At 70.7% G+C, this 20,504-nt stretch carries 16 protein-coding genes and 1 pseudogene; 9 read left to right on the forward strand and 8 right to left on the reverse strand.

Annotated features, from left to right (window positions below):
- Positions 1-187 precede the first annotated feature (187 nt).
- Genes ABZ845_RS15935 through ABZ845_RS15945 form a run of 3 tightly spaced genes read right to left on the reverse strand, consistent with a single transcriptional unit; the run spans position 188 to position 3,556 of the window.
- On the reverse strand, positions 188-937 hold the full coding sequence (locus ABZ845_RS15935; RefSeq protein ID WP_360979015.1) for a succinate dehydrogenase/fumarate reductase iron-sulfur subunit: 750 nt from the start codon (positions 935-937) through the stop codon (positions 188-190).
- Entirely contained in the window at positions 934-2,883 is a 1,950-nt protein-coding gene (locus ABZ845_RS15940) for a fumarate reductase/succinate dehydrogenase flavoprotein subunit (protein ID WP_360979018.1), read from the reverse strand. The genes ABZ845_RS15935 and ABZ845_RS15940 overlap by 4 nt, the downstream gene beginning before the upstream one ends.
- Before the next feature lies 1 nt (position 2,884).
- Positions 2,885-3,556, reverse strand: coding sequence for a succinate dehydrogenase (locus tag ABZ845_RS15945; protein WP_360979103.1), 672 nt, complete (start codon positions 3,554-3,556; stop codon positions 2,885-2,887).
- Positions 3,557-3,675: 119 nt separating this feature from the next.
- Here ABZ845_RS15945 and ABZ845_RS15950 point away from each other — a divergent pair, with 119 nt between their 5' ends.
- Complete coding sequence (locus tag ABZ845_RS15950) at positions 3,676-4,560, forward strand: LysR substrate-binding domain-containing protein (protein WP_360979021.1); 885 nt, start codon at positions 3,676-3,678, stop codon at positions 4,558-4,560.
- A gap of 91 nt (positions 4,561-4,651) precedes the next feature.
- On the opposite strand, the gene ABZ845_RS15955 is transcribed toward ABZ845_RS15950, so the two are convergent.
- The 3 genes from ABZ845_RS15955 to ABZ845_RS15965 all read right to left on the reverse strand — a co-directional run bounded on the left by ABZ845_RS15955 (position 4,652) and on the right by ABZ845_RS15965 (position 8,810).
- Complete coding sequence (locus tag ABZ845_RS15955; RefSeq protein WP_360979024.1) at positions 4,652-6,799, reverse strand: EAL domain-containing protein; 2,148 nt, start codon at positions 6,797-6,799, stop codon at positions 4,652-4,654.
- A complete protein-coding gene (locus ABZ845_RS15960; protein ID WP_360979027.1) occupies positions 6,796-7,608 on the reverse strand; it encodes an SAM-dependent methyltransferase in 813 nt (270 codons plus the stop codon). Before ABZ845_RS15960 ends, ABZ845_RS15955 begins: the two co-directional genes overlap by 4 nt.
- A 254-nt stretch (positions 7,609-7,862) precedes the next feature.
- Positions 7,863-8,810, reverse strand: coding sequence for an SCO0930 family lipoprotein (locus ABZ845_RS15965; protein ID WP_360979030.1), 948 nt, complete (start codon positions 8,808-8,810; stop codon positions 7,863-7,865).
- An 865-nt stretch (positions 8,811-9,675) separates the two neighbouring features.
- On the opposite strand from ABZ845_RS15965, the gene ABZ845_RS15970 reads away from it, so the two are divergent.
- Both ABZ845_RS15970 and ABZ845_RS15975 read left to right on the forward strand, forming a co-directional pair.
- Positions 9,676-10,440: a DUF4239 domain-containing protein gene (locus ABZ845_RS15970; protein ID WP_360979033.1), complete on the forward strand. Its 765-nt coding sequence runs from the start codon at positions 9,676-9,678 to the stop codon at positions 10,438-10,440.
- A gap of 207 nt (positions 10,441-10,647) precedes the next feature.
- Positions 10,648-11,529, forward strand: coding sequence for a hypothetical protein (locus ABZ845_RS15975; RefSeq protein WP_360979036.1), 882 nt, complete (start codon positions 10,648-10,650; stop codon positions 11,527-11,529).
- Positions 11,530-11,634: 105 nt separating this feature from the next.
- Here ABZ845_RS15975 and ABZ845_RS15980 read toward each other — a convergent pair whose 3' ends face one another.
- Positions 11,635-11,898: a hypothetical protein gene (locus tag ABZ845_RS15980; RefSeq protein ID WP_360979039.1), complete on the reverse strand. Its 264-nt coding sequence runs from the start codon at positions 11,896-11,898 to the stop codon at positions 11,635-11,637.
- Positions 11,899-12,243: 345 nt separating this feature from the next.
- Here ABZ845_RS15980 and ABZ845_RS15985 point away from each other — a divergent pair, with 345 nt between their 5' ends.
- Entirely contained in the window at positions 12,244-12,900 is a 657-nt protein-coding gene (locus ABZ845_RS15985; RefSeq protein ID WP_360979042.1) for a class F sortase, read from the forward strand.
- Between the two features lie 79 nt (positions 12,901-12,979).
- Here ABZ845_RS15985 and lysX read toward each other — a convergent pair whose 3' ends face one another.
- Positions 12,980-16,264 (reverse strand): bifunctional lysylphosphatidylglycerol synthetase/lysine--tRNA ligase LysX, encoded by a 3,285-nt coding sequence (lysX, locus tag ABZ845_RS15990; protein WP_360979045.1) that lies wholly within the window; start codon positions 16,262-16,264, stop codon positions 12,980-12,982.
- A gap of 114 nt (positions 16,265-16,378) precedes the next feature.
- Between lysX and ABZ845_RS15995 the strand changes: the two genes are divergently transcribed.
- The 5 genes and pseudogenes from ABZ845_RS15995 to ABZ845_RS16015 all read left to right on the forward strand — a co-directional run bounded on the left by ABZ845_RS15995 (position 16,379) and on the right by ABZ845_RS16015 (position 20,500).
- Positions 16,379-16,840 (forward strand): universal stress protein, encoded by a 462-nt coding sequence (locus tag ABZ845_RS15995; protein WP_360979048.1) that lies wholly within the window; start codon positions 16,379-16,381, stop codon positions 16,838-16,840.
- A 219-nt stretch (positions 16,841-17,059) separates the two neighbouring features.
- Complete coding sequence (locus ABZ845_RS16000; protein WP_360979051.1) at positions 17,060-18,484, forward strand: amino acid permease; 1,425 nt, start codon at positions 17,060-17,062, stop codon at positions 18,482-18,484.
- 68 nt (positions 18,485-18,552) lie between these two features.
- A pseudogene (locus ABZ845_RS16005) lies at positions 18,553-18,936 on the forward strand (RNA polymerase subunit sigma); the annotation flags it as partial.
- Between the two features lie 152 nt (positions 18,937-19,088).
- A complete protein-coding gene (locus tag ABZ845_RS16010) occupies positions 19,089-19,601 on the forward strand; it encodes a hypothetical protein (protein ID WP_360979054.1) in 513 nt (170 codons plus the stop codon).
- 236 nt (positions 19,602-19,837) lie between these two features.
- Positions 19,838-20,500 (forward strand): zf-HC2 domain-containing protein, encoded by a 663-nt coding sequence (locus ABZ845_RS16015; protein ID WP_360979058.1) that lies wholly within the window; start codon positions 19,838-19,840, stop codon positions 20,498-20,500.
- The last annotated feature ends 4 nt before the right edge of the window (positions 20,501-20,504 follow it).

Consider the following 20,504-nt stretch of genomic DNA (forward strand, 5'->3'; position numbering starts at 1 on the left):
CACCCACAACCCCCACACGGTTTTGTTGTGGTTTTTGATGTGTTTTATGTGGTTTCATTCCCCCCCGGGGCAAACCCCCCCACGGCCCGCCGCGTGACGCGGCGGGCCGAGTGCGGTATGCCCGGCGAACGTCCGTGACCGGCGCCGCCCCGTCCCGAGCGGCGCCGGTCAGTCTTGTGCCGGGCGCTCAGCGGCGGCCCGCCCTGCGGGTGGCGCGCAGCCACTCCTTGTTCATGCCGGTGATGGAGACCAGCGGGATGCCCTTGGGGCAGGCGGTGGCGCACTCCCCGGTGAGGGTGCAGCCGCCGAATCCCTCCTCGTCCATCTGCGCCACCATGTCGAGCACACGGGACTCGCGCTCGGGCGCGCCCTGCGGCAGTACGTTGAGGTGGTTGATCTTCGCCGAGGTGAACAGCATCGCCGCGCCGTTGGGGCAGGCCGCCACGCAGGCGCCACAGCCGATGCACTCGGCGTGCTCGAACGCGAAGTCCGCGTCCGCCTTCGGTACGGGAGTGGCGTGCGCCTCGGGAGCGGAGCCGGTCGGGGCGGTGATGTAGCCGCCGGCCTGGATGATCCGGTCGAAGGCCGAGCGGTCCACGACGAGGTCCTTGACGACCGGGAAGGCCGAAGCGCGCCACGGCTCGATGTCGATCGTGTCGCCGTCGTCGAAGGAGCGCATGTGCAGCTGGCAGGTGGTGGTGCGCTCGGGTCCGTGCGCGTCGCCGTTGATGACGAGCGAGCAGGCGCCGCAGATGCCCTCGCGGCAGTCGTGGTCGAAGGCGACGGGGTCCTCGCCCTTGAGGATGAGTTCCTCGTTGAGGGTGTCGAGCATCTCCAGGAAGGACATGTCGGCCGAGATGCCGTCCACCTCGTAGGTGGACATGGCGCCTTCTGCGTCGGCGTTCTTCTGCCGCCAGACGCGCAGGGTGAGCTTCATGCGTAGCTCCGCTGGGTGGGGTGGACGTACTCGAAGACCAGGTCTTCCTTGTGCAGGGCGGGTGCCTCGCCGGTGCCGGTGAACTCCCAGGCCGCCGCGTAGGAGTACTCCTCGTCCCGGCGCGCGGCCTCGCCGTCCGGGGTCTGGGACTCCTCGCGGAAGTGGCCGCCGCACGACTCGGCGCGGTGCAGGGCGTCGAGGCACATCAGCTCGGCGAGTTCCAGGTAGTCGACGATGCGGTTGGCCTTCTCCAGCGACTGGTTGAACTCCTCGCCGGAGCCGGGGACCTTGATGCGCCGCCAGAACTCCTCGCGGATCTGCGGGATGCGCGCCAGGGCCTTGCGCAGGCCAGCGTCCGTGCGTGCCATGCCGCAGAACTCCCACATGAGCTCGCCGACTTCACGGTGGAAGGAGTCCGGGGTCCGGTCTCCGTCGACGGCGAGAAGGCGAGCGAGCCTGTCGTCGGTCTCGGTCAACACCTCGCGGACCAGCGGGTGTTCGTCCGTGACCTCGTCCTGGTGCGGATTGCGGGCGAGGTAGTCGTTGATGGTCGACGGGAGCACGAAGTAACCGTCCGCGAGACCCTGCATAAGGGCGGAGGCCCCGAGGCGGTTCGCGCCGTGGTCCGAGAAATTGGCCTCTCCGATCGCGAACAGGCCCGGGATCGTGGTCTGGAGGTCGTAGTCGACCCACAGCCCGCCCATCGTGTAGTGCACGGCGGGGTAGATCCGCATCGGCACCTCGTAGGGGTTCTCCGCGGTGATCCGCTCGTACATGTCGAAGAGGTTGCCGTACTTCTCCTCCACCTTCTTCCTGCCCATGCGCTGGATCGCGTCGGCGAAGTCGAGGTAGACGCCCTGTCCGCCGGGGCCGACACCGCGGCCCTCGTCGCAGACGTTCTTGGCGGAGCGGGAGGCGATGTCGCGGGGCACCAGGTTGCCGAAGGAGGGGTAGATGCGCTCCAGGTAGTAGTCGCGCTCCTCCTCGGGGATCTCGTTCGGCGGGCGGTCGTCGCCCTTTGCCTTCGGTACCCAGATCCGGCCGTCGTTGCGCAGCGACTCGCTCATGAGGGTGAGCTTGGACTGGTGGTCGCCGGTGCGCGGGATGCAGGTGGGGTGGATCTGGGTGAAGCACGGGTTGGCGAAGTAGGCGCCGCGCCGGTGGGCACGCCAGACGGCGGTGGCGTTGGAGTTCATGGCGTTGGTCGACAGATAGAAGACGTTGCCGTAGCCGCCGCTCGCGAGGACGACGGCGTCCGCGAAGTACGTGTCGATCCTCCCGGTGATCAGGTCTCGGGCGACGATGCCCCGGGCCCGCCCGCCGACGACGATCAGGTCGAGCATCTCGGTGCGGGGGTGCATCTCGATGTTGCCCGCCGCGATCTGCCGTGACAGCGCCTGGTAGGCGCCGAGCAGGAGCTGCTGCCCTGTCTGGCCGCGGGCGTAGAAGGTGCGGGAGACCTGGACGCCGCCGAACGACCGGGTGTCGAGCAGTCCGCCGTACTCGCGGGCGAAGGGCACGCCCTGCGCCACGCACTGGTCGATGATCTCCACGGAGATCTGGGCCAGGCGGTGGACGTTGGACTCGCGGGCCCGGAAGTCGCCGCCCTTGACCGTGTCGTAGAAGAGACGGTGGATGGAGTCGCCGTCGTTGCGGTAGTTCTTGGCCGCGTTGATGCCGCCCTGCGCGGCGATCGAGTGGGCCCGGCGCGGGGAGTCCTGGTAGCAGAACTGGACGACGTGGTAGCCCTGTTCGGCGAGGGTGGCGCCCGCGGACCCGCCGGCGAGGCCGGTGCCGACGACGATCACGGTGTGCTTGCGCCGGTTGGCGGGGTTGACCAGCTTGGCCTCGAAACGGCGCGTGTCCCAGCGCTCGTTGACGGGCCCGGAGGGGGCCTTGGTGTCGGCGACCGGCGCACCCGTCGCGTAGTTCACGTAGTCGGTCATCTCAGCTCACCACTCCGGTCATGACACCCACGGGCACGGCGATGAACCCGGCCGTGAGCAGCAGTGCGAGAACGTCGGCGATGGTCTTGAGGGCGCGGTCGCGCGTCCGGCTGCCGGCGCCGAGGGTCTGGGCGGCGCTCCAGAAGCCGTGCCGGACGTGCAGCCCGAGGGCGAGCATCGCGACGATGTAGATCACATCGCCGTACCAGGTGGAGAAGGTGTCCACGACGTTCTGGTACGGGTGGCCCTCCTGGAAGCCGCCGGAGTGCACGGTGCCGGTCGTCAGGTCGAGGAGGTGCCAGACGATGAAGAGGCCGAGGATGATCCCGCCCCAGCGCATGGTGCGCGTGGCGTAGGTCGACCGGGGCCTCTTGTGCACGTACGCGACGGGCCTCGCCTTGATGTCGCGGCGGCTGAGCTGGTACGCGGAGACGGCGTGAGCGATCACGGCGACGATCAGCACGATCCGGATCAGCCAGAGCGTCCACTCGTAGTGCATGAACGGCTCGCCGACGGTGCGCAGCCAGTGGGCGTAGTGGTTGAACTCGCCCGCGCCGAAGTAGATCTTCAGATTGCCGATCATGTGGACGACCAGGTAGAGCAGCATGATCAGGCCGCTGACCGCCATCACTGTCTTTTTGCCGACGGAGCTGTCCCACACGCTGCGTGCCATGGACGGCCGTCGGTCCGTCCGCGTTGCCAGAGCCATGCCCCGAACGCTAGGGCCGAAGGTCCTGATCGGTCCAAGACATGGTCCGGCTCGTTTCGATAGCCTCGGCCTATGCTGGAGGTGTGCAGTTCCAGCAGCTCCAGTACTTCGTGGCGGTCGCCGAGACCCGGCACTTCACTCAGGCCGCCGATCTCGTCCATGTCGCCCAGCCCTCGCTGTCGCAGCAGATCAAGGCGCTGGAGCGGGAACTGGGCGCGGATCTGTTCCTGCGGGCGCGCGGCAACATCACACTCACGGACGCCGGCGAGGCCCTGCTGCCGCTGGCCCGCCGTATCCTCGCCGACGCGGACACGGCCCGGCAGGAGGTGCAGGAGCTGGCGCAGCTGCGGCGCGGCCGGGTGCGCCTGGGCGCGACGCCCAGCGTGTGCACGGGTCTGCTGCCGGAGGTGCTGCGCACCTTCCATGACCGATATCCCGGCATCCGGCTGCTGATCGAGGAGGGCGGCTCCCACGACCTGGTCCGTGAGCTGGCACGCGGCGCCCTGGACCTTGCTCTGGTCGTGCTGCCGCTGCCCACCCCCTCCCCCGCGCTGACCACGGTGGAGCTTCTGCGTGAGGACCTGGTGGTGGTGTCCTCACCGGATGCGGAAAGGCCCGGCGGCGCCCGCCGTACGGTCCGTGTCGCGGATCTCGAGGGCGAGCGTCTTGTGATGTTCCGCCACGGCTACGACCTGCGGGAACTGACCGTGGCCGCGTGCCGCGCCGAGGGGTTCGAGCCGGACTTCGCGGTCGAGGGCGGCGAGATGGACGCCGTTCTCGGATTCGTACGGGCGGGTCTGGGCGTCGCCGTCGTGCCGCGCATGGTCGCCACACAGGCCGGACGGGGCCTCAGGGTCACCCCGCTGGCCCCGCCCGGTCTGTACCGCACGATCGCGCTCGCCCACCGCAGCGATGTGGCGCCGCCGCGGGCGGCACGTGAGTTGCAGCGGATGCTTCTGGAACGCTGAGTGCTCCGCGGTGCGGTTTGTTGCCCGCGGGTGCGTCCGTGGCCGGGCGCGCGGTCCCCCGCGCCCCTGAGGGGTCCTGGGCTCCCGCGAGTCAGCCGGTGGCGTCCACCAGGGCGAGTTCGTGAAGTCGCTCCGGTGGGCCGGGGCGGGCGTAGTACCAGCCCTGGGCGGTGTCGCAGCCGAGGATCCGCAGTTGCTCGGCCTGGGCGCCCGTCTCCACGCCCTCGACCGTGACCGCGAGGTCCAGGCTGTGGGCGAGAGAGACGATCCCTTCCACGATCTTCAGGTCGACGGGGTCCGCCGGATACTGCTGCATGCCCTGGGTGAAGGAACGGTCCAGCTTGAGGATCCGCACCGGCAGCCGGCGCAGGTTCGCCAGGTTCGAGTACCCCGTGCCGAAGTCGTCCAGGGCGATGTCCACACCCATCTCGGCCAGCCGTCGCAGCGGCTTGAGCAGGTCGTCGTCCGCGCCGATGAGCGCCGACTCGGTGACCTCCAGGCACAGCGCGTCGGGCTGGAGGCCCGCCTGCTCCAGGATGTCCACGGTGTCGGAGACCAGCCCCGGATGGGTGAGCTGACACGGGGACAGATTGACGTTGACGCGCAGCGGACCCGTGCAGTCGCGTCTCTCCTGCCAGGCTCGGGCCTGTCGTACCGACTCCTGAAGGACCCAGCGGCCCAGCGGCACGATCAGGCCGGTGCGTTCGGCGAGCGGGATGAAGTGGTCCGGGCCGAGCACGCCGTGCTGCGGATGCAGCCAGCGCACCAGGGCCTCGGCGCCGTGGACGGTCCCGTCACCGAGGTGCACCAGCGGCTGGTACTCGATGAAGAACTCGCCCCGGTTCAGGGCCGTGGGCAGCGCCGTGGTCAGCCCGTGCCGGGTGATGGCGCGGGCGTCGGCCTCCGGGTCGGCGAACTCGAAGCGGTTGCCGCCCGCGGACTTGGCCCGGTACATGGTGATGTCGGCGCTGCGCAGCACCTCCGCGGGGCCCCGCTCCCCCGACGGACCCTCCACGACGCCGATGCTGCCGTGCATGGTCAGCTCGCGCCCGTCCACGCGGATCGGGCTGCTCAGGGCGTTCATGATGCGCCCGGCCAGTTCGTCGACCCCGCGCCGGGTCGCGGTCCCGGTGGTCAGCGCCACGAACTCGTCTCCGCCCAGGCGCGCGACCATCTCGCCGGGCGCGGTCGCACAGGACTGCAGCCGGTCGGCGACCTCGACCAGCAGCCGGTCGCCTGCCGCGTGGCCGAGGCTGTCATTGACGGTCTTGAAGCCGTCGAGATCGAGGTAGCACAGGCCGAACCGCTGGCCCTCACCCGCCGCGAGGGCCTTCTCCAGGCGCTCGAAGAACAGCGTGCGGTTGGGCAGACCGGTGAGGGCGTCGTGCGTGGCCTCGTACCGCAGCCGCAGATTGAGCAGGCGCCGCTCGGTGGTGTCCTCCATGAGCGCCAGCTGGTACTGCGGAAGCCCGTCCGCGTCCCGCAGCAGAGACACCGTGAGATTGGTCCACAGGACCGTTCCATCGGGCCGGTAGAACGCCTTTTCGACGTGGTAGTGGTCGCGTTCGCCGCGGACCAGCTCGTCGTACAGCCGCCAGACCTGGGGCGCGTCGTCGGGGTGGGTCCACTCGGCGACGTTGCGGCCGCGCACGAGGTTCTCCGAGCCGCCGAACATGCGCAGAAGCGCTCCGTTGACCTGCAGGACGTTCCCGTCGAGGTCCGCGATGCCGATCCCTATCGCGGCGCCCTCGAAGACCGCCCGGAAGCGTGCCTCGCTGATGTGCAGCGCCTGCGCCACCACTCCCTGGGCGGTGAGCGCGGCATGCGAGATGGCCTCCTGCTCGGCCAGCGTGCGTTCCCTCAGGGCCCCGGCGAACCCGGCGGCCATCGCGTGCTGGAGCCGTGAGGAGCGGACGCGCAGCGCCTCCTGGGTCCGCGCGGACGCTTCGGGATCGCCGCAGTAGAGCACCAGGTAGGCGTCGACGCAGTCGAGCGTACGGCTCAGCGCCTCCGGATCGGTGCAGTGCACATCGATGAGAGCCGCGCCGATCGCCTTGGCCGCGGCCGGGTCGAACGCCCTGGCCCGCAGCGCCTCGCTCAGCCTCCGGGCCAGCGGCAGCAGGCACTCCTCGAACGCGGGCCGGGTCAGCGACGTCGAGGTCACCGGGAAGACGGCCCGGCTCCAGATCGTCGCGAACCTGCGCAGTCTGTCCTCCGGTCCGCCCGGCTCGGCCGTCACGCCGCGCGCCCCACGCCGGCGAATCCCGCGAAGGAATACGGATCCTCGTCCTCGGGTGCCGTGTCCGGACGCCACTCGGGCATCGGCACCAGTCCGGGTTCCACCATGTCGTACCCCTCGAAGAACCGCGCGACCTCGTCGCGCGTGCGCATGATCAGCGGATTGCGGATGTCCTTGTACACGTCGACCGCGCCCTCCGCACGCTCCTGGGGGAGCGGGATTCCCTCGTACGAAGCGTGCGTGAGGACGAGCAGACTGCCGGGCGCGAGCGCAGCGCTCAACTCGGCCACCGCACTGTACGGGTCGTCCCTGTCCTCCACGAAGTGCAGTATGGCAACGAGAAGGAGGGCGACCGGCCGGTCAAGGTCTATCAGGTTCTCCGCCTGAGGGCTCGACAGGATCTCCTGGGGCTTGCGCAGATCGGCCGCCACGACGTCCGCGCCGGGGTTGCCCTGGAGTACGGCCTGGCTGTGCGCGACCGCCACCGGATCGTGGTCGACGTACACCACATGCGCTCCGGGACACGCCTGTTGCGCCACTTCGTGCACGTTCCCGAAGGTCGGGATGCCGGAGCCGATGTCGAGGAACTGGGTGATGCCCTCAGCGGCCGCGAAGCGGACCGCGCGGCGCATGAACGCCCTGTTCGCCTGCATGATCTTGGGGAGTCCCGGCATGTACTCCATCGCCTTGCGCGCCGCCTGCCGGTCGACCTCGAAGTTGTGCGAACCACCCAGATAGAAGTCGTACATACGGGACACACTCGGCACGGAGATGTCTATGCTCCGCGGGGCCCAGGCGGGGCGCTCCATGTGGCTCTCCAAGGCGTAGACGACGTAGCGGCCGATGGGGTGTTCGAGCAGAGGCTACTGATCGACCGCCAAGGGAGCGAGTGAAACCGGAAATTGACCATCCGTTCCCGGTCACTGCCGCTGGCACGTGCCGCGGTGCCGCCGCCGGGCCCGCAAGAGCCCGCGGTCACGCCGAAATGGCCCACCCCCTCTGTGCGGCGCAGAGGGGGTGGGCCTGGCGGTCGTGCACTCCATCAACCCTGGGGAGCTGATCTCTACTTGGGTGCGCCGACCGGCTTTCCGTCGGGCGAGACGGCGTACCACGTGCCGCCGACGCCCTGACCGTTGGTCTCTCCGGGCGCGCTGTCCCCGGAGAAGGTGTAGATCGGCCAGCAGTTGACGGTCATCTGCTTGGTTCCGTCCGGGCGGGTGAAGCCCATCAGGCCCTTCTTCTTGACGCCCTTGGTGTCATCGGCCGCGACCGGGGCGACAGCGGGCCACTTCTCCAGGCAGGCACCGGTGCAGTTCGACACCGACTTGGGCCATGCCTTGTCCTTCAGGAAGCGGTAGACGGTCATGCCGTTCTTGTCGACGACGATCGGTCCCAGCTTGGGGTCGTTGCGGACGGAGAGACCGGGCAGGGACACTCCCGCCTTCTTGCCGTCGGGCGCGGTCGCGAACCAGGTGCCCTTCACTCCCTGGCCCTTGGTGTCCCCGGCCTTGGTGTCCTTGGCGAAGCGGTACATCGGCCAGCCCGCGATGGTCAGCTGCTTGGTCCCGTCCGCCCGGGTGACCTCGCCGAGCATGGACTTGTCTATCCCGGAGGCGACCGTGGCCCCCTCGGCGGGAACGGGCGGCCACGTCTTCGCGCAGTCGCCTTCACAGGTGGACTTGGGCGGGGAGGCCGTGTCCTGGTCGAAGCGGTAGAGGGTGAACCCGGCTCCATCCGTGACGATCTTGCCAAGCTTCGCGTCGTCGGCGACGGACAGCCTGCCCGCGGACTGCCCGCTCGCGGGGGCGGAGGCGCTGGGCGCGGTGGTGGAGTCGGCGCCGTAGCCGTTGGGGTCCGTCGGGCTGGATCCGTAGCCGCCGGGGGCCGCGGTGGCCCCCACGTTCTGAGTGCCGGCCGACTGGTTCCCGCTCTCCTGACCGCACGCCGTCGTGAGCGCGAGCACGGCCGCGGCTGTCGCCACGAGACTGGCGCTGCGCCAGGATGTCTTCATTCTCAACTCCCGCTGTCCGCTTGGGTGTTGCGGCGTTCTCTTATCTGCCGCGCATGGCCTTAGGTACGCAGGGGAGTGCCGGGTGCGTTCAACGTGGCCACAAAAATCTTTCCGGGACCCGCGAACACGTCCCGGTCGCCGCACGGCCGTATCCCGCCGTGGTCGCGCATATGTGCCCAACTGACGCCCGTACGGGCACAGGTGATCAAACACACCAAACGCGATCTCCTTCGTTCGGGGCAATTCCCCTGGTCTGCGGCGTGGCCGGGCACCAACGCGCCGATGATCTCGGTCGTGCATCGACCCGAACGGACCCGATCCACCCTCGTCACCAGGGTGTTGGCCCTGATGACGCTGGCGTGGATCCTCGTGGGCGCCCCGGCAGGGGCGGCGTCGGCCGACGCGTGCGCTTACGCCTCGACGGGCCCTGACGGCACGGACGCGGTGTCGGTCGCGGGCGGACGCCATCACTGGCCCCTCCCGTGCTTCTCACCCGCTCCGAGCCCCACCCCGACGCCGACCCCCACCCCCGAGCCCACACCGACTCCTACGCCACGGCCCGTGCCGAAGCCACCACCACCTCCACCGCACACCGTGGCCCCTACTCCTCGCCCGGCGCCGGTGCGGGTGGTCCCGGCGCCCACGCCCAGGCCCACGCCGACACCTACGCCGACGCGCAGGCCCGTCCCGCGCCCCGCGCCGCCCCCGGTCCACTACCCGCACTACCGCCCGGTGTCCCACCCGAGCCCTCCGCACGACGGCCCGTCCCCGCTCGTGTTCACCCTGCTCATCGCCGCACCCGCCGTGTTCGCCATCGCCGCACTGCGCCCGCGCTGACTGCGCCGCGAACCTCTGGAGGCACTTCTTGTCAGAATGGCTTGTTCTCGCCCTCGCGATGGTGGCCGCGTGCGCCGTCGTGGTCCTGGTGACCCTCCTGCGCCAGCGCACGGCCGCCGAGGACGACGATCCGTCCGAGACGCCGGACGTGATCGAGTACATGACGATGTGGATCGGCGTGGTCTACGCCATCGTGCTGGGCCTGGCCATCGCGGGCGTCTGGGAGGCCCGCAGTGCCGCCCAGGACCATGTCCAGGCCGAGGCGCAGGCACTGCACGAGATCTCCGAACGCGTCCGCGTCTACCCGCCCGATGTCCGTGATCGCGTCCGCGCCGACGTCAACGCATATGTCGGCCATGTCGTGACCACCGAGTGGAAGTCCATGGCCGACCGGGGCAAGGTGACCGCCCGCGGCGCGGAGTTGCTCCAGCGCGTCCGCCAGGACGTCACCGACTACCAGCCGAAGACCGACTTCCAGGCCCAGTCGTACCAGCCGCTCCTCGACCAGGTGGCGGCCGCCGACACCGCACGGGGCGCCCGCGCCGACGCGACGGGCTCGACCATGCCCGCCGTGGTGTGGTTCGGGCTGATCGCGGGTGCGGTGGTCACCATCGGGATGGTGTTCGCGCTGCAGATCCGGCGCACCACACGCGAACTCGTGCTGGCCGGGCTGTTCTCCGCGCTGATCGCCTTCCTGCTCTTCCTCATCTGGGACTTCGACGCGCCTTACAGCCGGGGTATCGCGGCCTCGGCCCAGCCGTTCCTGGCGCTGTTCCCGACCGTGCACGGATGAGGACCACGGGGCGGGGCCGGGGCGGGGACGACGACATGGTCACCGCCCCGGCCCCGCCTCCCCTGTGCGGCGCACATGGTTGCCCCATTCGCGCGGCTGAGATCGCGCCGCCGCGAGCACCTTCTTAGCGTTTCGGTCATCGAGGTGCATTTCCGGCGCAGGCGGAAGCGGTCCGCAGCAAGGCTCCTCGGGGACCTGGAGGATTCCATGCGCGCGATACGCGCAATTTCGGCCACGTTGCTGGGCGTCGGTGCCCTGGCCTCCCTCACCGCGTGCACAACGGCCGCGGCAAGCAACAACGTCTCGGGCGCGGCGTTCTCGTACAAGCTCACCCCCGAGACCGTCAGTCCCGGCGGCCGGCTCTCGTTGCCCGTGCGAGGCTGCAACGGCGACGCCACGGTCGTCTCAGGGGTCTTCAGCCAGGTGACCATACCCAAGGGCCAGTCCACGGCCACGGCCACGGTCGACAAGAACGCCAGACCCGGCACCTCGTACGACGTCACCTTCCAGTGCGGTCACGAGTACGGCCACAAGAAGCTCGCCATCGTGGCCGCGCAGGACGAGCACGCCACGGCCGGAGGAGCCGCGGGGAACCAGTTCGCGGGGTATCGAGGGGACCAGGGCGGGGGCTACGGCGGCGGAGGGTACGGCGGCATCCAGGGCGGGGGCGGGGGCTTCGGCGGCGGGGGCTACGGGGGAATCGGCGGGGGCTACGGCGGAATCGGCGGCGGCTACGGCGGAATCGGCGGGGGCGGCGGAGGCTACGGCGGCGGGGGCTACGGCGGCGGGGGCTACGGCGGAGGCGGCGGAGGCTACGGCGGTGGGGGCGGGGGCGGCGGAGGCTACGGCGGCGGCGATGGGGGTTACGGCGGCAGGGGCGGCGGAGGCTATGGCGGCGGGGGCGGCGGGGGCTACGGCGGAAACCAGGGCGGGGGCAAGGGGTACGAGGGCCATGGCGTCAGTGCCGGCCTCGGCGGCAGCGTCAGCAGTTTTCATCCCAAGGAGGTCGCTCTTGGAGCGGCGCTCATCGGGGGTACGGTCGGCGTGGCCTGGCGGATGTCGCGACGGCGCGTGAACCGCGGCTCCTGACACCCGTCACGCGCGTGCCCCGGAGCCCGACGGGTTCCGGGGCACGCGGCGTCAAGGGGCTCCGGGGAGACGAACGGTGCCGGGGATACAGCGTGAGCGCCCGGGTCAGTTCTCGTCCTCCGAGCGGTTCAGCCACCACAGCACGCCCCCGCCGATGACGGCCGAGGCCACCAGTCCCCCGCCGATGGCCATGTCGGCCGGGGTGGCCCCCGAGGACCCGCTGCCGCCGGCGGCGTGGCGGGCGCCGACGAAGGCCTCCGGGGCGACGGCGGTGATGCCCGCCGGTTCACGGGCCAGGGCCACGGGCGCGGCGAGCCCGACGGCCCCGGTCGCGGCGGCACAGACCGCCAGGACACGAGTAATACGCATGAGAGCCTCCGCGGAGGCGCCCCGGGAACCGTCCCCGGTCGATGGATGACAAACGCCTCACGGACGAACCCTCGGACGCCGTGCGCGGGAGCGCATGTCGGGGGTGGTCCGTCCCGGTGAGCGCGGGGACCGAACGGGCTCCGGCGGTATGACGCCCCCGTAGGTCACGAACCGTCAGAATCGGTCCGGCCATGGCGTCTCGTACGGCGGGCAGCGGACGTGCGGCACCACCCGTTCGCCCGCCACCCGTTCGCCCGTGCCCCGTCGCCCGCCGGTGCCGCGCCCCTTAGCGTTCTGTTCTGTGCGACGGACGCGGCGATGGCCGCGTCGAGAGGGGAAGGACGAATGTCTGGGTCCGGGCCGGCCGAAGGCGAGGAGCAGAGGAAGCGGGCCCCGTGGGGCGCGATGGTGCTCATCCTGCTGGTGGGCGTCGCTCTCGTCCGCAACGGCACGGGGCAGTCGCACGCGGGGCCGCCGCAGCCCGCCTCCGCCGCGGGTCCCGGAACCACCGGCACCGCGAGCCCCGGCGCCGCTCCCGCCGCCCTCACGTACTCCGTGGCCAGCCGCGTCCGTATCCCCGCCATCCAGGTCGACGCCCCCGTGGTGCCGGTCGGCCTGGACTCCTCCGGCTGGGTGAGCGCGCCGCCGCCCGAGGACACGAACCTAGCGGGCTGGTTCACCGGCGGGGTCTCACCCGGCGAGAAGGGCACGGCCGTGATCGTGGGGCATGTCGACAACAAGGACGGGCCCGCAGTCTTCTACGGACTCGGCTCCCTGCGGCAGGGCAACCGGGTCGAGGTCCGGCGCCAGGACGGCAGGACGGCGGTGTTCCAGGTCTACGGGAACCAGGTCTTCAGCAAGAAGAACTTCCCCGGCGACCGCGTCTACAAGAGCAAGGGCGCACCGGAGCTGCGCGTCATCACCTGCGGAGGCGGCTTCTCCGAGGAGCACGGATACGAGGGCAACGTGGTGGTGTTCGCCCGGCTGGTCGCCGTGCGCTAGCCATGCGCCGGACGTGCGCCGAGCGCGCGGCCGGCCACGACGGACCCGTGGGTGAGCAACCGCGATTCCCGCGGAGCGCTCAGTGGCGGCGCACCAGCGGGAACGGCAGGGTCTCGCGGATGGTGAGGCCGGTGAGGAACATGACCAGGCGGTCGACGCCGATGCCGAGGCCGCCGGTGGGCGGCATCGCGTACTCCAGGGCGTCCAGGAAGTCCTCGTCGAGTTCCATCGCCTCCGGGTCTCCCCCGGCGGCCAGCAGCGACTGCTCCGTGAGCCTGCGCCGCTGCTCCACCGGGTCCGTCAGCTCCGAGTAGGCGGTGCCGAGTTCGGTGCCGAAGGCGACCAGGTCCCAGCGCTCGGCGAGCCGCGGGTCGGCGCGGTGCTGGCGGGTGAGGGGGGAGACCTCGGTCGGGAAGTCCTTGTAGAAGGTGGGCAGCTCGGTCCGCTCCTCGACCAGCCGCTCGTACATCTCCAGGACGACCTCACCGCGGCTGTCGTCCGTGCGGTACGGCACTGCCGCGCGGTCGCAGTAGCGGCGCAGCAGCGTCAGGTCCGTGCCGGGGCCGATCTCCTCCCCCAGGGCCTCGGAGATCGCCCCGTACACCGTCTTGACCGGCCACGGTCCCGAGATGTCGTACTCGGTGCCGCCCTTGCGGGCGACGGGCCTGCCGAAGGCGGCCCTCGCCGCGTCCTGGACCAGTTCGCGGGTGAGGTCGAGCATGGTGCCGTAGTCGGCGAACGCCTGGTACGCCTCCAGCATGGTGAACTCGGGGTTGTGCTTGTAGGAGACGCCCTCGTTGCGGAAGGTGCGCCCGAGCTCGAAGACCCTCTCCATGCCGCCCACGCACAGCCGCTTCAGATACAGCTCGGGCGCGATCCGCAGATACAGGTCCAGGTCGTAGGCGTTGATGTGCGTGGTGAACGGGCGGGCGTTCGCGCCGCCGTGGATCTGCTGGAGCATCGGGGTCTCGACCTCCAGGAAGCCCCGGTCCAGCAGTCCCCGGCGCAGTGCCTGGACGACGGCGCAGCGGGCCCTCAGCACTCGACGGGCGTCCGGGCGCGCCACCAGGTCGAGATAGCGGCGGCGCACTCTTGCCTCGGGGTCGGTCAGGCCGCGCCGTTTGTCGGGCAGGGGGCGCAGGCATTTGCCGATGAGCTGCCAGGAGTCGATGAACAGGGTCGGCTCGCCCCGGTCGCTGGTGCCCTTGCGGCCGGTCGCGGTGATGTGGTCGCCGATGTCGACGTCCTTGCCGAACCGTTCGAGGGCGGCCCCGGAGTCCGTCCGGGTGAGGGCCGCCTGGAAGTCACCCGACCAGTCCCGCAGCACGGCGAAGACGATGCCGCCGAAGTCGCGTACGAGCATCACCCGGCCGGCGACGGTCATCCGCTCCCCCGTGGCGGCCTCCCGGGCCTCGGCGAGCGTGTGCGTGGGCGGGGCGATGCCCACCGGGTAGGGGTCGGTGCCGTCGGCGCGCAGCCTGTCGAGCGCCAGATGGCGGACGCGGACCTGTTCGGGCAGTGGCGCGGCCCTGTCTCCGGGCGCGGCGGTCTCCCCGCAGGGAAGGCCGAGCGCGGTGAGCGGCGGCAGTCCTTCGGTCGTCGCGGGCTTCAGCGCGGTCGCCCGGTGCCCCTTGCCCCACAGGGTGCGCAGTGAGGGTACGGAGACGAAGCCCTCGGCGATGCCGGACGCCAGTGAGATACGGGCGAGGGACGCGGTCTCCCCGTAGCAGATGAAACGCGGGTACCACTCGGGGTGGTACTTGGCGTTGGAGCGGTAGAGCGCCTCCAGCTGCCACCACCGGGAGAAGAACAGCAGCAGTCGCCGCCACAGCCGCAGCACGGGTCCGGCCCCGATGCGGGCGCCCTCCTCGAAGACCGAGCGGAAGACCGCGAAGTTCAGCGAGATACGGCGTACGCCGAGCTTGCGGGCGACCGCGCACAGCTCGGCGACCATGAACTCCATGACGCCATTGGGCGCTGTACGGTCCCTGCGCATCAGGTCGAGGGAGATGCCGTCCGGGCCCCAGGGCACGAAGGACAGCAGCGCGAGCAGCCGGCCGTCCGCGCTGAGCGCCTCGACGAGCAGGCAGCAGCCGTCCGCCGGATCGCCGAGCCGGTCCAGGGCCATGGAGAAGCCGCGCTCCGTCTCCGTGTCCCGCCAGGCGTCGGCCTTGTCGATGATCTCCTCCATCTCCGCGTCGGTGAGGGTGGAGTGGCGGCGCACCCGGCAGGTGGCGCCCGTGCGCCGGACCCGGCTCACGGCCTGCCGGGTGACCCTCATGTCGCGGCCGTGCAGGTCGAAGCCGGCGACGTTCAGGATCGCCTCGTCGCCGAGTTGCAGCGCGCCGAGCCCCGCGCGGGCGTATGCCCGTGCGCCGTCCTCGGAGGCGCCCATCACGGCGGGCACCCAGGCGTGGCGGCGGGCCATGTCGAGCCAGGCGTCGATGGCGTGCGGCCAGGCCTCACGGTCGCCCACCGGATCGCCGCTGGCCAGGCACACCCCGACCTCGACGCGGTAGGTGACGGCGGCCTTGCCGCTGGGTGAGAAGACCACGGCCTTGTCCCTGCGGGTGGCGAAGTAGCCGAGGGAGTCGTCGGCGCCGTACGCCTGGAGCAGGGCACGGATGCGCGGCTCCTCGTCGCCGTGCAGGGCCGCCTCCATGCGCTGCGAGCGGAACAGGGTGGCGGCGGCGTTGAGCAGGGCGAGCGCTCCGAACAGGCCGAGCAGGAAGGCGAGCCAGTGGGGCGGGCGGCCCGCGAAGGAGCGCGCGGAGACGAGTCCGCCGCACACCCGGCCCGCCGCCCACAGCAACCGCTGGCCGTGCGGGAGTGTGCCGGGGAAGATCTCCACCAGCCCCCAGCCCACCAGGATCGCCGTCCCGAGCCCGGCGAGGAGCACCGCCAGCGCCCGCCAGACGGCGCCGTGCCGGGAGGCCGCGTAGAACTCCTCGCGTGCGGCGATCAGCAGGACCAGGGCGAGCGCGACGATCACCAGGGACGGGACGAACTCGTCGTACAGGCCCGCCGCGAGGCCGAGCCCGTCCACCAGGACCAGCAGCCCGAGGTAGACGACGACCAGCCACCAGGCGACCTTCTTGCGGGCCGCGATCGCTCCGGCGAGCAGGAAGAGGAAGACTGCGTAGGCGAGGTTCGCGCTGACGGGCACCAGAAGCAGTTCGAGGAGCTGGACCACCGGGTGCAGCATCCGGCGCAGGGGGGCGATGAAGGCCAGCAGCACGCAGAGCACGGCGAGAGCGCCGAAGAAGGCGGCGAATCCCTCGGGCACCCGGGCGAGGAACCGCGCGGACGGACGCGCCGGTCCGTCGGCGCGCCCCGCTCCGGCGGCCTTCACCGTGCCACTCATGGTGTCGACTCTAGGAACAGGCGGGGCGCGCCGCCCGTCGAGCGTCCGGGCGCACCGCCGTCGGGTGCGGGGCCCGGAGGGTGCGGAGCCGCCGGTTCCGATAGCCTCACGGCCGTGACGGAACAGCACTCGCACCAGTTCGAGCGGGGCACGGACGGGCCCAAGGTCATTGTTGCCGGGGTGGACGGCTCCGACTCCTCGCTGCGGGCGGCCGCATATGCCGGAGGCCTGGCCAGACGCCAGCACGCGCTGCTCGCGGTCGTCTATGTGCAACCGGTGATGGCGTCGGGGGCGGCGCTCGGGGTGCCGGTGGCCGAGACGACCGACGAGATCGCGGAGGACCTCGTCAGCTACATCCGCGAGGCCACCGAGCGGGTGAAGGGCATATTCGAGGTGCGCTGGGAATTCCACACCTTCCGTGGCGACCCCTACAACGGCCTCGTCAGAGCGGCGGACGAACTGAAGGCGGACGCGGTCGTGGTGGGCGCCTCGGAACAGGCCGGGCACCGGATCATCGGCTCGGTGGCGATCCGGCTGGTGAAGGCGGGCCGCTGGCCGGTCACAGTGGTGCCCTAGGGTCTTTCGTTTGGATCAGGCCGGGCTCGCGGGGTCTGGCACCGCTCCCCCAAGCTCTTCGAGCAGGGGGTACCCCCAGCCGCGTTGTCGTCACCCGGACGACGTACCTCCGCACGGCGTACCTCCATACGAAGCACCCCCGCACGACGTCTTCCGCACGCGTCACTCCTGCGCCATCATCGCCATCAGCCCATTGCCGTCTGCGAAGAGGTGAGGCTCATGGCCAGGCTCAGGATGGGTGAGGGGATTCTCCGGCGCAAACCCATCGAGCACATCGAGGAGTCGGAGGTCCACGACGGTACACGGCTCGACCGTTCGCTCGGGCTGTGGCAGCTGACCGCGATCGGGATCGGCGGGATCATCGGCGCCGGCATCTTCACGCTCGCCGGTACCGTCGCCAACGGCACGGCCGGTCCCGCGGTCCTCGTGTCGTTCCTGATCGCGGGTCTGGCGAGTGCCGCGGCGGCGTTGTCGTACGCCGAGTTCGCCGGTCTCATCCCCAAGGCGGGCTCCGCGTACACGTACGGGTACGCGGTGCTCGGCGAGTACGCGGGCTGGTTCATCGGCTGGGATCTGCTGCTGGAGTACACGGCGATCGTGGCGGTGGTCGCGATCGGCATCTCCGGGTACTTCGGCTTCCTCGTCGCCGAGACCGGAGCGCATCTGCCGACGTGGATGCTGGGCGCGCCCGGCACCGGGGCGGGGCACCGGGTCGACCTGTTCGCGGTCGTCCTGTGCCTGCTGATCGCATGGCTGCTCAATCTCGGCATCCGCAACGCGGCCCGGTTCGAGACGTTCGTGGTGGGCCTGAAGGTCCTGGTCGTCCTGCTGGTGGTCGGGGTCGGCGTCTTCCACATCGACAGCGGCAACTACCATCCGTTCTTCCCGTACGGAGTCTCAGGGGCGTTCACCGGTGCGGCGACCGTGTTCTTCGCGGTCTTCGGGTACGACGCCATGTCGACCGCGGCGGAGGAGTCCAAGGACGCCCAGCGCCATATGCCGAAGGCGATCCTGTACTCGCTGGGGATCTCGATGGTCCTGTATGTGGCGGCGTGCCTGGTGCTGACGGGCATGCAGAACTACCGGCACATCGACAAGGAGAGCGGGTTCTCCAGCGCGTTCAAGGCGGTGGGGCTCACCGGTCTCGCCGACGTGATCGCGGTCGGCGCGATCATCGGCATCCTCACGGTGATGTTCACATTCATGCTGGGAGTCACCCGTGTGTGGTTCTCCATGTCCCGGGACGGGCTGCTGCCGCGCTGGTTCGCGAAGACCCACCCGACGCGCCATGTGCCGACCCGCGTCACCTGGCTGGTCGGCGGGGCCTCCGCCGTCATCGCCGGGTTCCTGCCGATCGGCGAGGCGGCCGAACTGACCAACATCGGGATCCTGCTGGCGTTCGTCGTGGTGTGCACGGCGGTGATCGTGCTGCGCTACCGGCAGCCGGAGCTGCCGCGAACCTTCCGCACCCCGTGGATGCCGTTCGTTCCGGCGCTGGGTGTGGTCTTCTCGATCTGGCTGATCACATTCCTGCAGTGGCAGACGTGGGTCCGGTTCGCGGTGTGGTTCGCGATCGGGCAGGTGGTGTACTTCGGGTACTCGTACAAACGCTCGGAGCTGGCCAGGGTGTCCGGGCCCCGCTGACCACGGCCCCGGCGCCCGACACGCGGCGCCTCCGCCGTCGCCTCGGCCGGTGCGCGCCCGGCAGCACCCCGAAAGCGCTCCGAGCGCGTGTTTTCGACTCCGTGCGCCCCGGCCGTTCACGGTCGGCCGCCGTCGCGCGCCCGACGCGCGCCCGACGCGCGACGGGGCCGTCCGGCGCGTCCCGCCGAGGCCGGGGGCGCCGTACCGGAGGACACACGGAGATCGTCGGCCACCGGGAGCGGTCCGCCGCGGCGCTCGGCGTGCGGGAGGCTGTGAAGACTTTCACTCCCGGACGCCGGGACCTCCTGGTGCGGGTGGAGGTCCGCGGGGCGCGTGGGGCGTACGCCGCCAGGGCCCCGGATGCCGCGCCCGGTACGGTGAACTCCCGCGCGTACTACGCGATGCGCGCCCTGCGCCGGGTTCTTCCGGAATACGCGGCCGACCTGCGGTGAAACCGGGGGCCGGGTCAAGCCTCCGTAAAGCGCCTTGCTGCTGACCATGGTTGAGCAATCAGCTTGCCTCATCCGTTTTCCGGATTGGGGCGCAGGCCGCCCCAAGGCCCGGTGTCGGGCGACGCGCACGTACCGGAGGAAGGCAGGAAGGAATGCTGTACAAAGGCCAAGAGAGCACGGACGGCACCGGCGGCGGTGACCTGGCCGTCCCCATGGCGTGGCTGTACGCCGAGTACATCGCGGACGAACTGCTGCGCACCGGCGACCTCATGCCACCGACGTCGTTCGAGTTCCGTGCCGGGCGTGACGCCCTGGCACTGACGATCTTCCTGTCCGACACCGATGGCGAACTGTCCGGAATCCGGGTCGTCACGCAGCTGGAGACCTGGCTTTCGCTGACGGCGTACGACCAGCCGTGGCAGGACTGGGTACGCGAGCGGATGGCCGAGCTGACCGCCGAGGCGGCCGATTCCGGCGGGCCCGCCCCGGACCTGGACCTGGCCGTGGCGGCCCGGCGCTGGCTGGAGGAGACCGAACTGCTCGCCCCCGACCTGGACGCGGTGCCCGGTGGCGCCTCGGCCGGTGAGGACGACGAGCCCAAGGTCTGGACTCCGGCCTGGCAGCTGGGGCTGCCCCTCGGACATCTCGCCATCCATTTGTTCTGAGCCATACCCCTGTTCTCGGCCGTACCGCTGTTCAGAGCCGTGCCGCCATTCGGAGCACGGCTGTTCCGGGCCGTACCGCGGACCTTTTTTCGAGGACGGACCAATCCGCGGGCCCGTCGGCTCCGAATGTCTTGGCCGCGATTCGGTAACGGGCTTGAGTGATTCGGCCTCCTGGTCCGTACCGGTGGACAGCAGCAACACCACCCCCACCCCGCTCACCGGCTTGAGGATTTGGTATGAGGTCCCTGGAACGGCATCGCGATGTCGGCGCATACGCGCTCGGCGTGCTGGACGAGGCGGAAGCCTTCCGCTTCGAGGACCACCTCGTGGAATGCCCGAGTTGCACGGCGCAGGTGAGCGAGTTCAAGCCCGCCGCGCGGCAGCTGATGCTGTACCGCAAGGCGACCCCCCGGTCCGTTCACCCGTTCGCGGCTCCCGGGCCACGGCTGCTGGAGCGGCTGCTGGACGAGGTGGCGGCGGGGCACCGCGGCGGGCGGAAGCGCTGGCTGTACGCGGTCGCGGCTGCCGCGGTGTTCGCGGTCGGCGGGTCGGCGGTGGCGGTCATGTCCGGACAGGGGGCCTCGCAGGGCTCCTCCGCGACGGCCTTGAGCGCGACCGACCCGGACACGGGCGTCTGGGCGGAGGTCACCACCCAGGACCGGGACTGGGGCAGCGAGATCGATGTGAAGATCAAGGACAAGTCGGGGCCGCACGCGTGCCGGCTCATCGCGGTGGGCAAGGACGGCTCGGAGCAGACGGTGACGAGCTGGATGGTGTCCGCGGACGACGGCGGTCCGACCGCCGTCCAGGGGGGTGCCGCGATGCTCTCGGCGCAGATCGACCGCTTCGAGGTCCGGACCAGGGACGGCCGGCATCTGGTGACCCTGAAGTCCCGCTGACGGG

The organism is Streptomyces sp. NPDC047022 (genome assembly GCF_040644155.1).
In the GTDB taxonomy this organism is placed as follows: Bacteria; Actinomycetota; Actinomycetes; order Streptomycetales; family Streptomycetaceae; genus Streptomyces.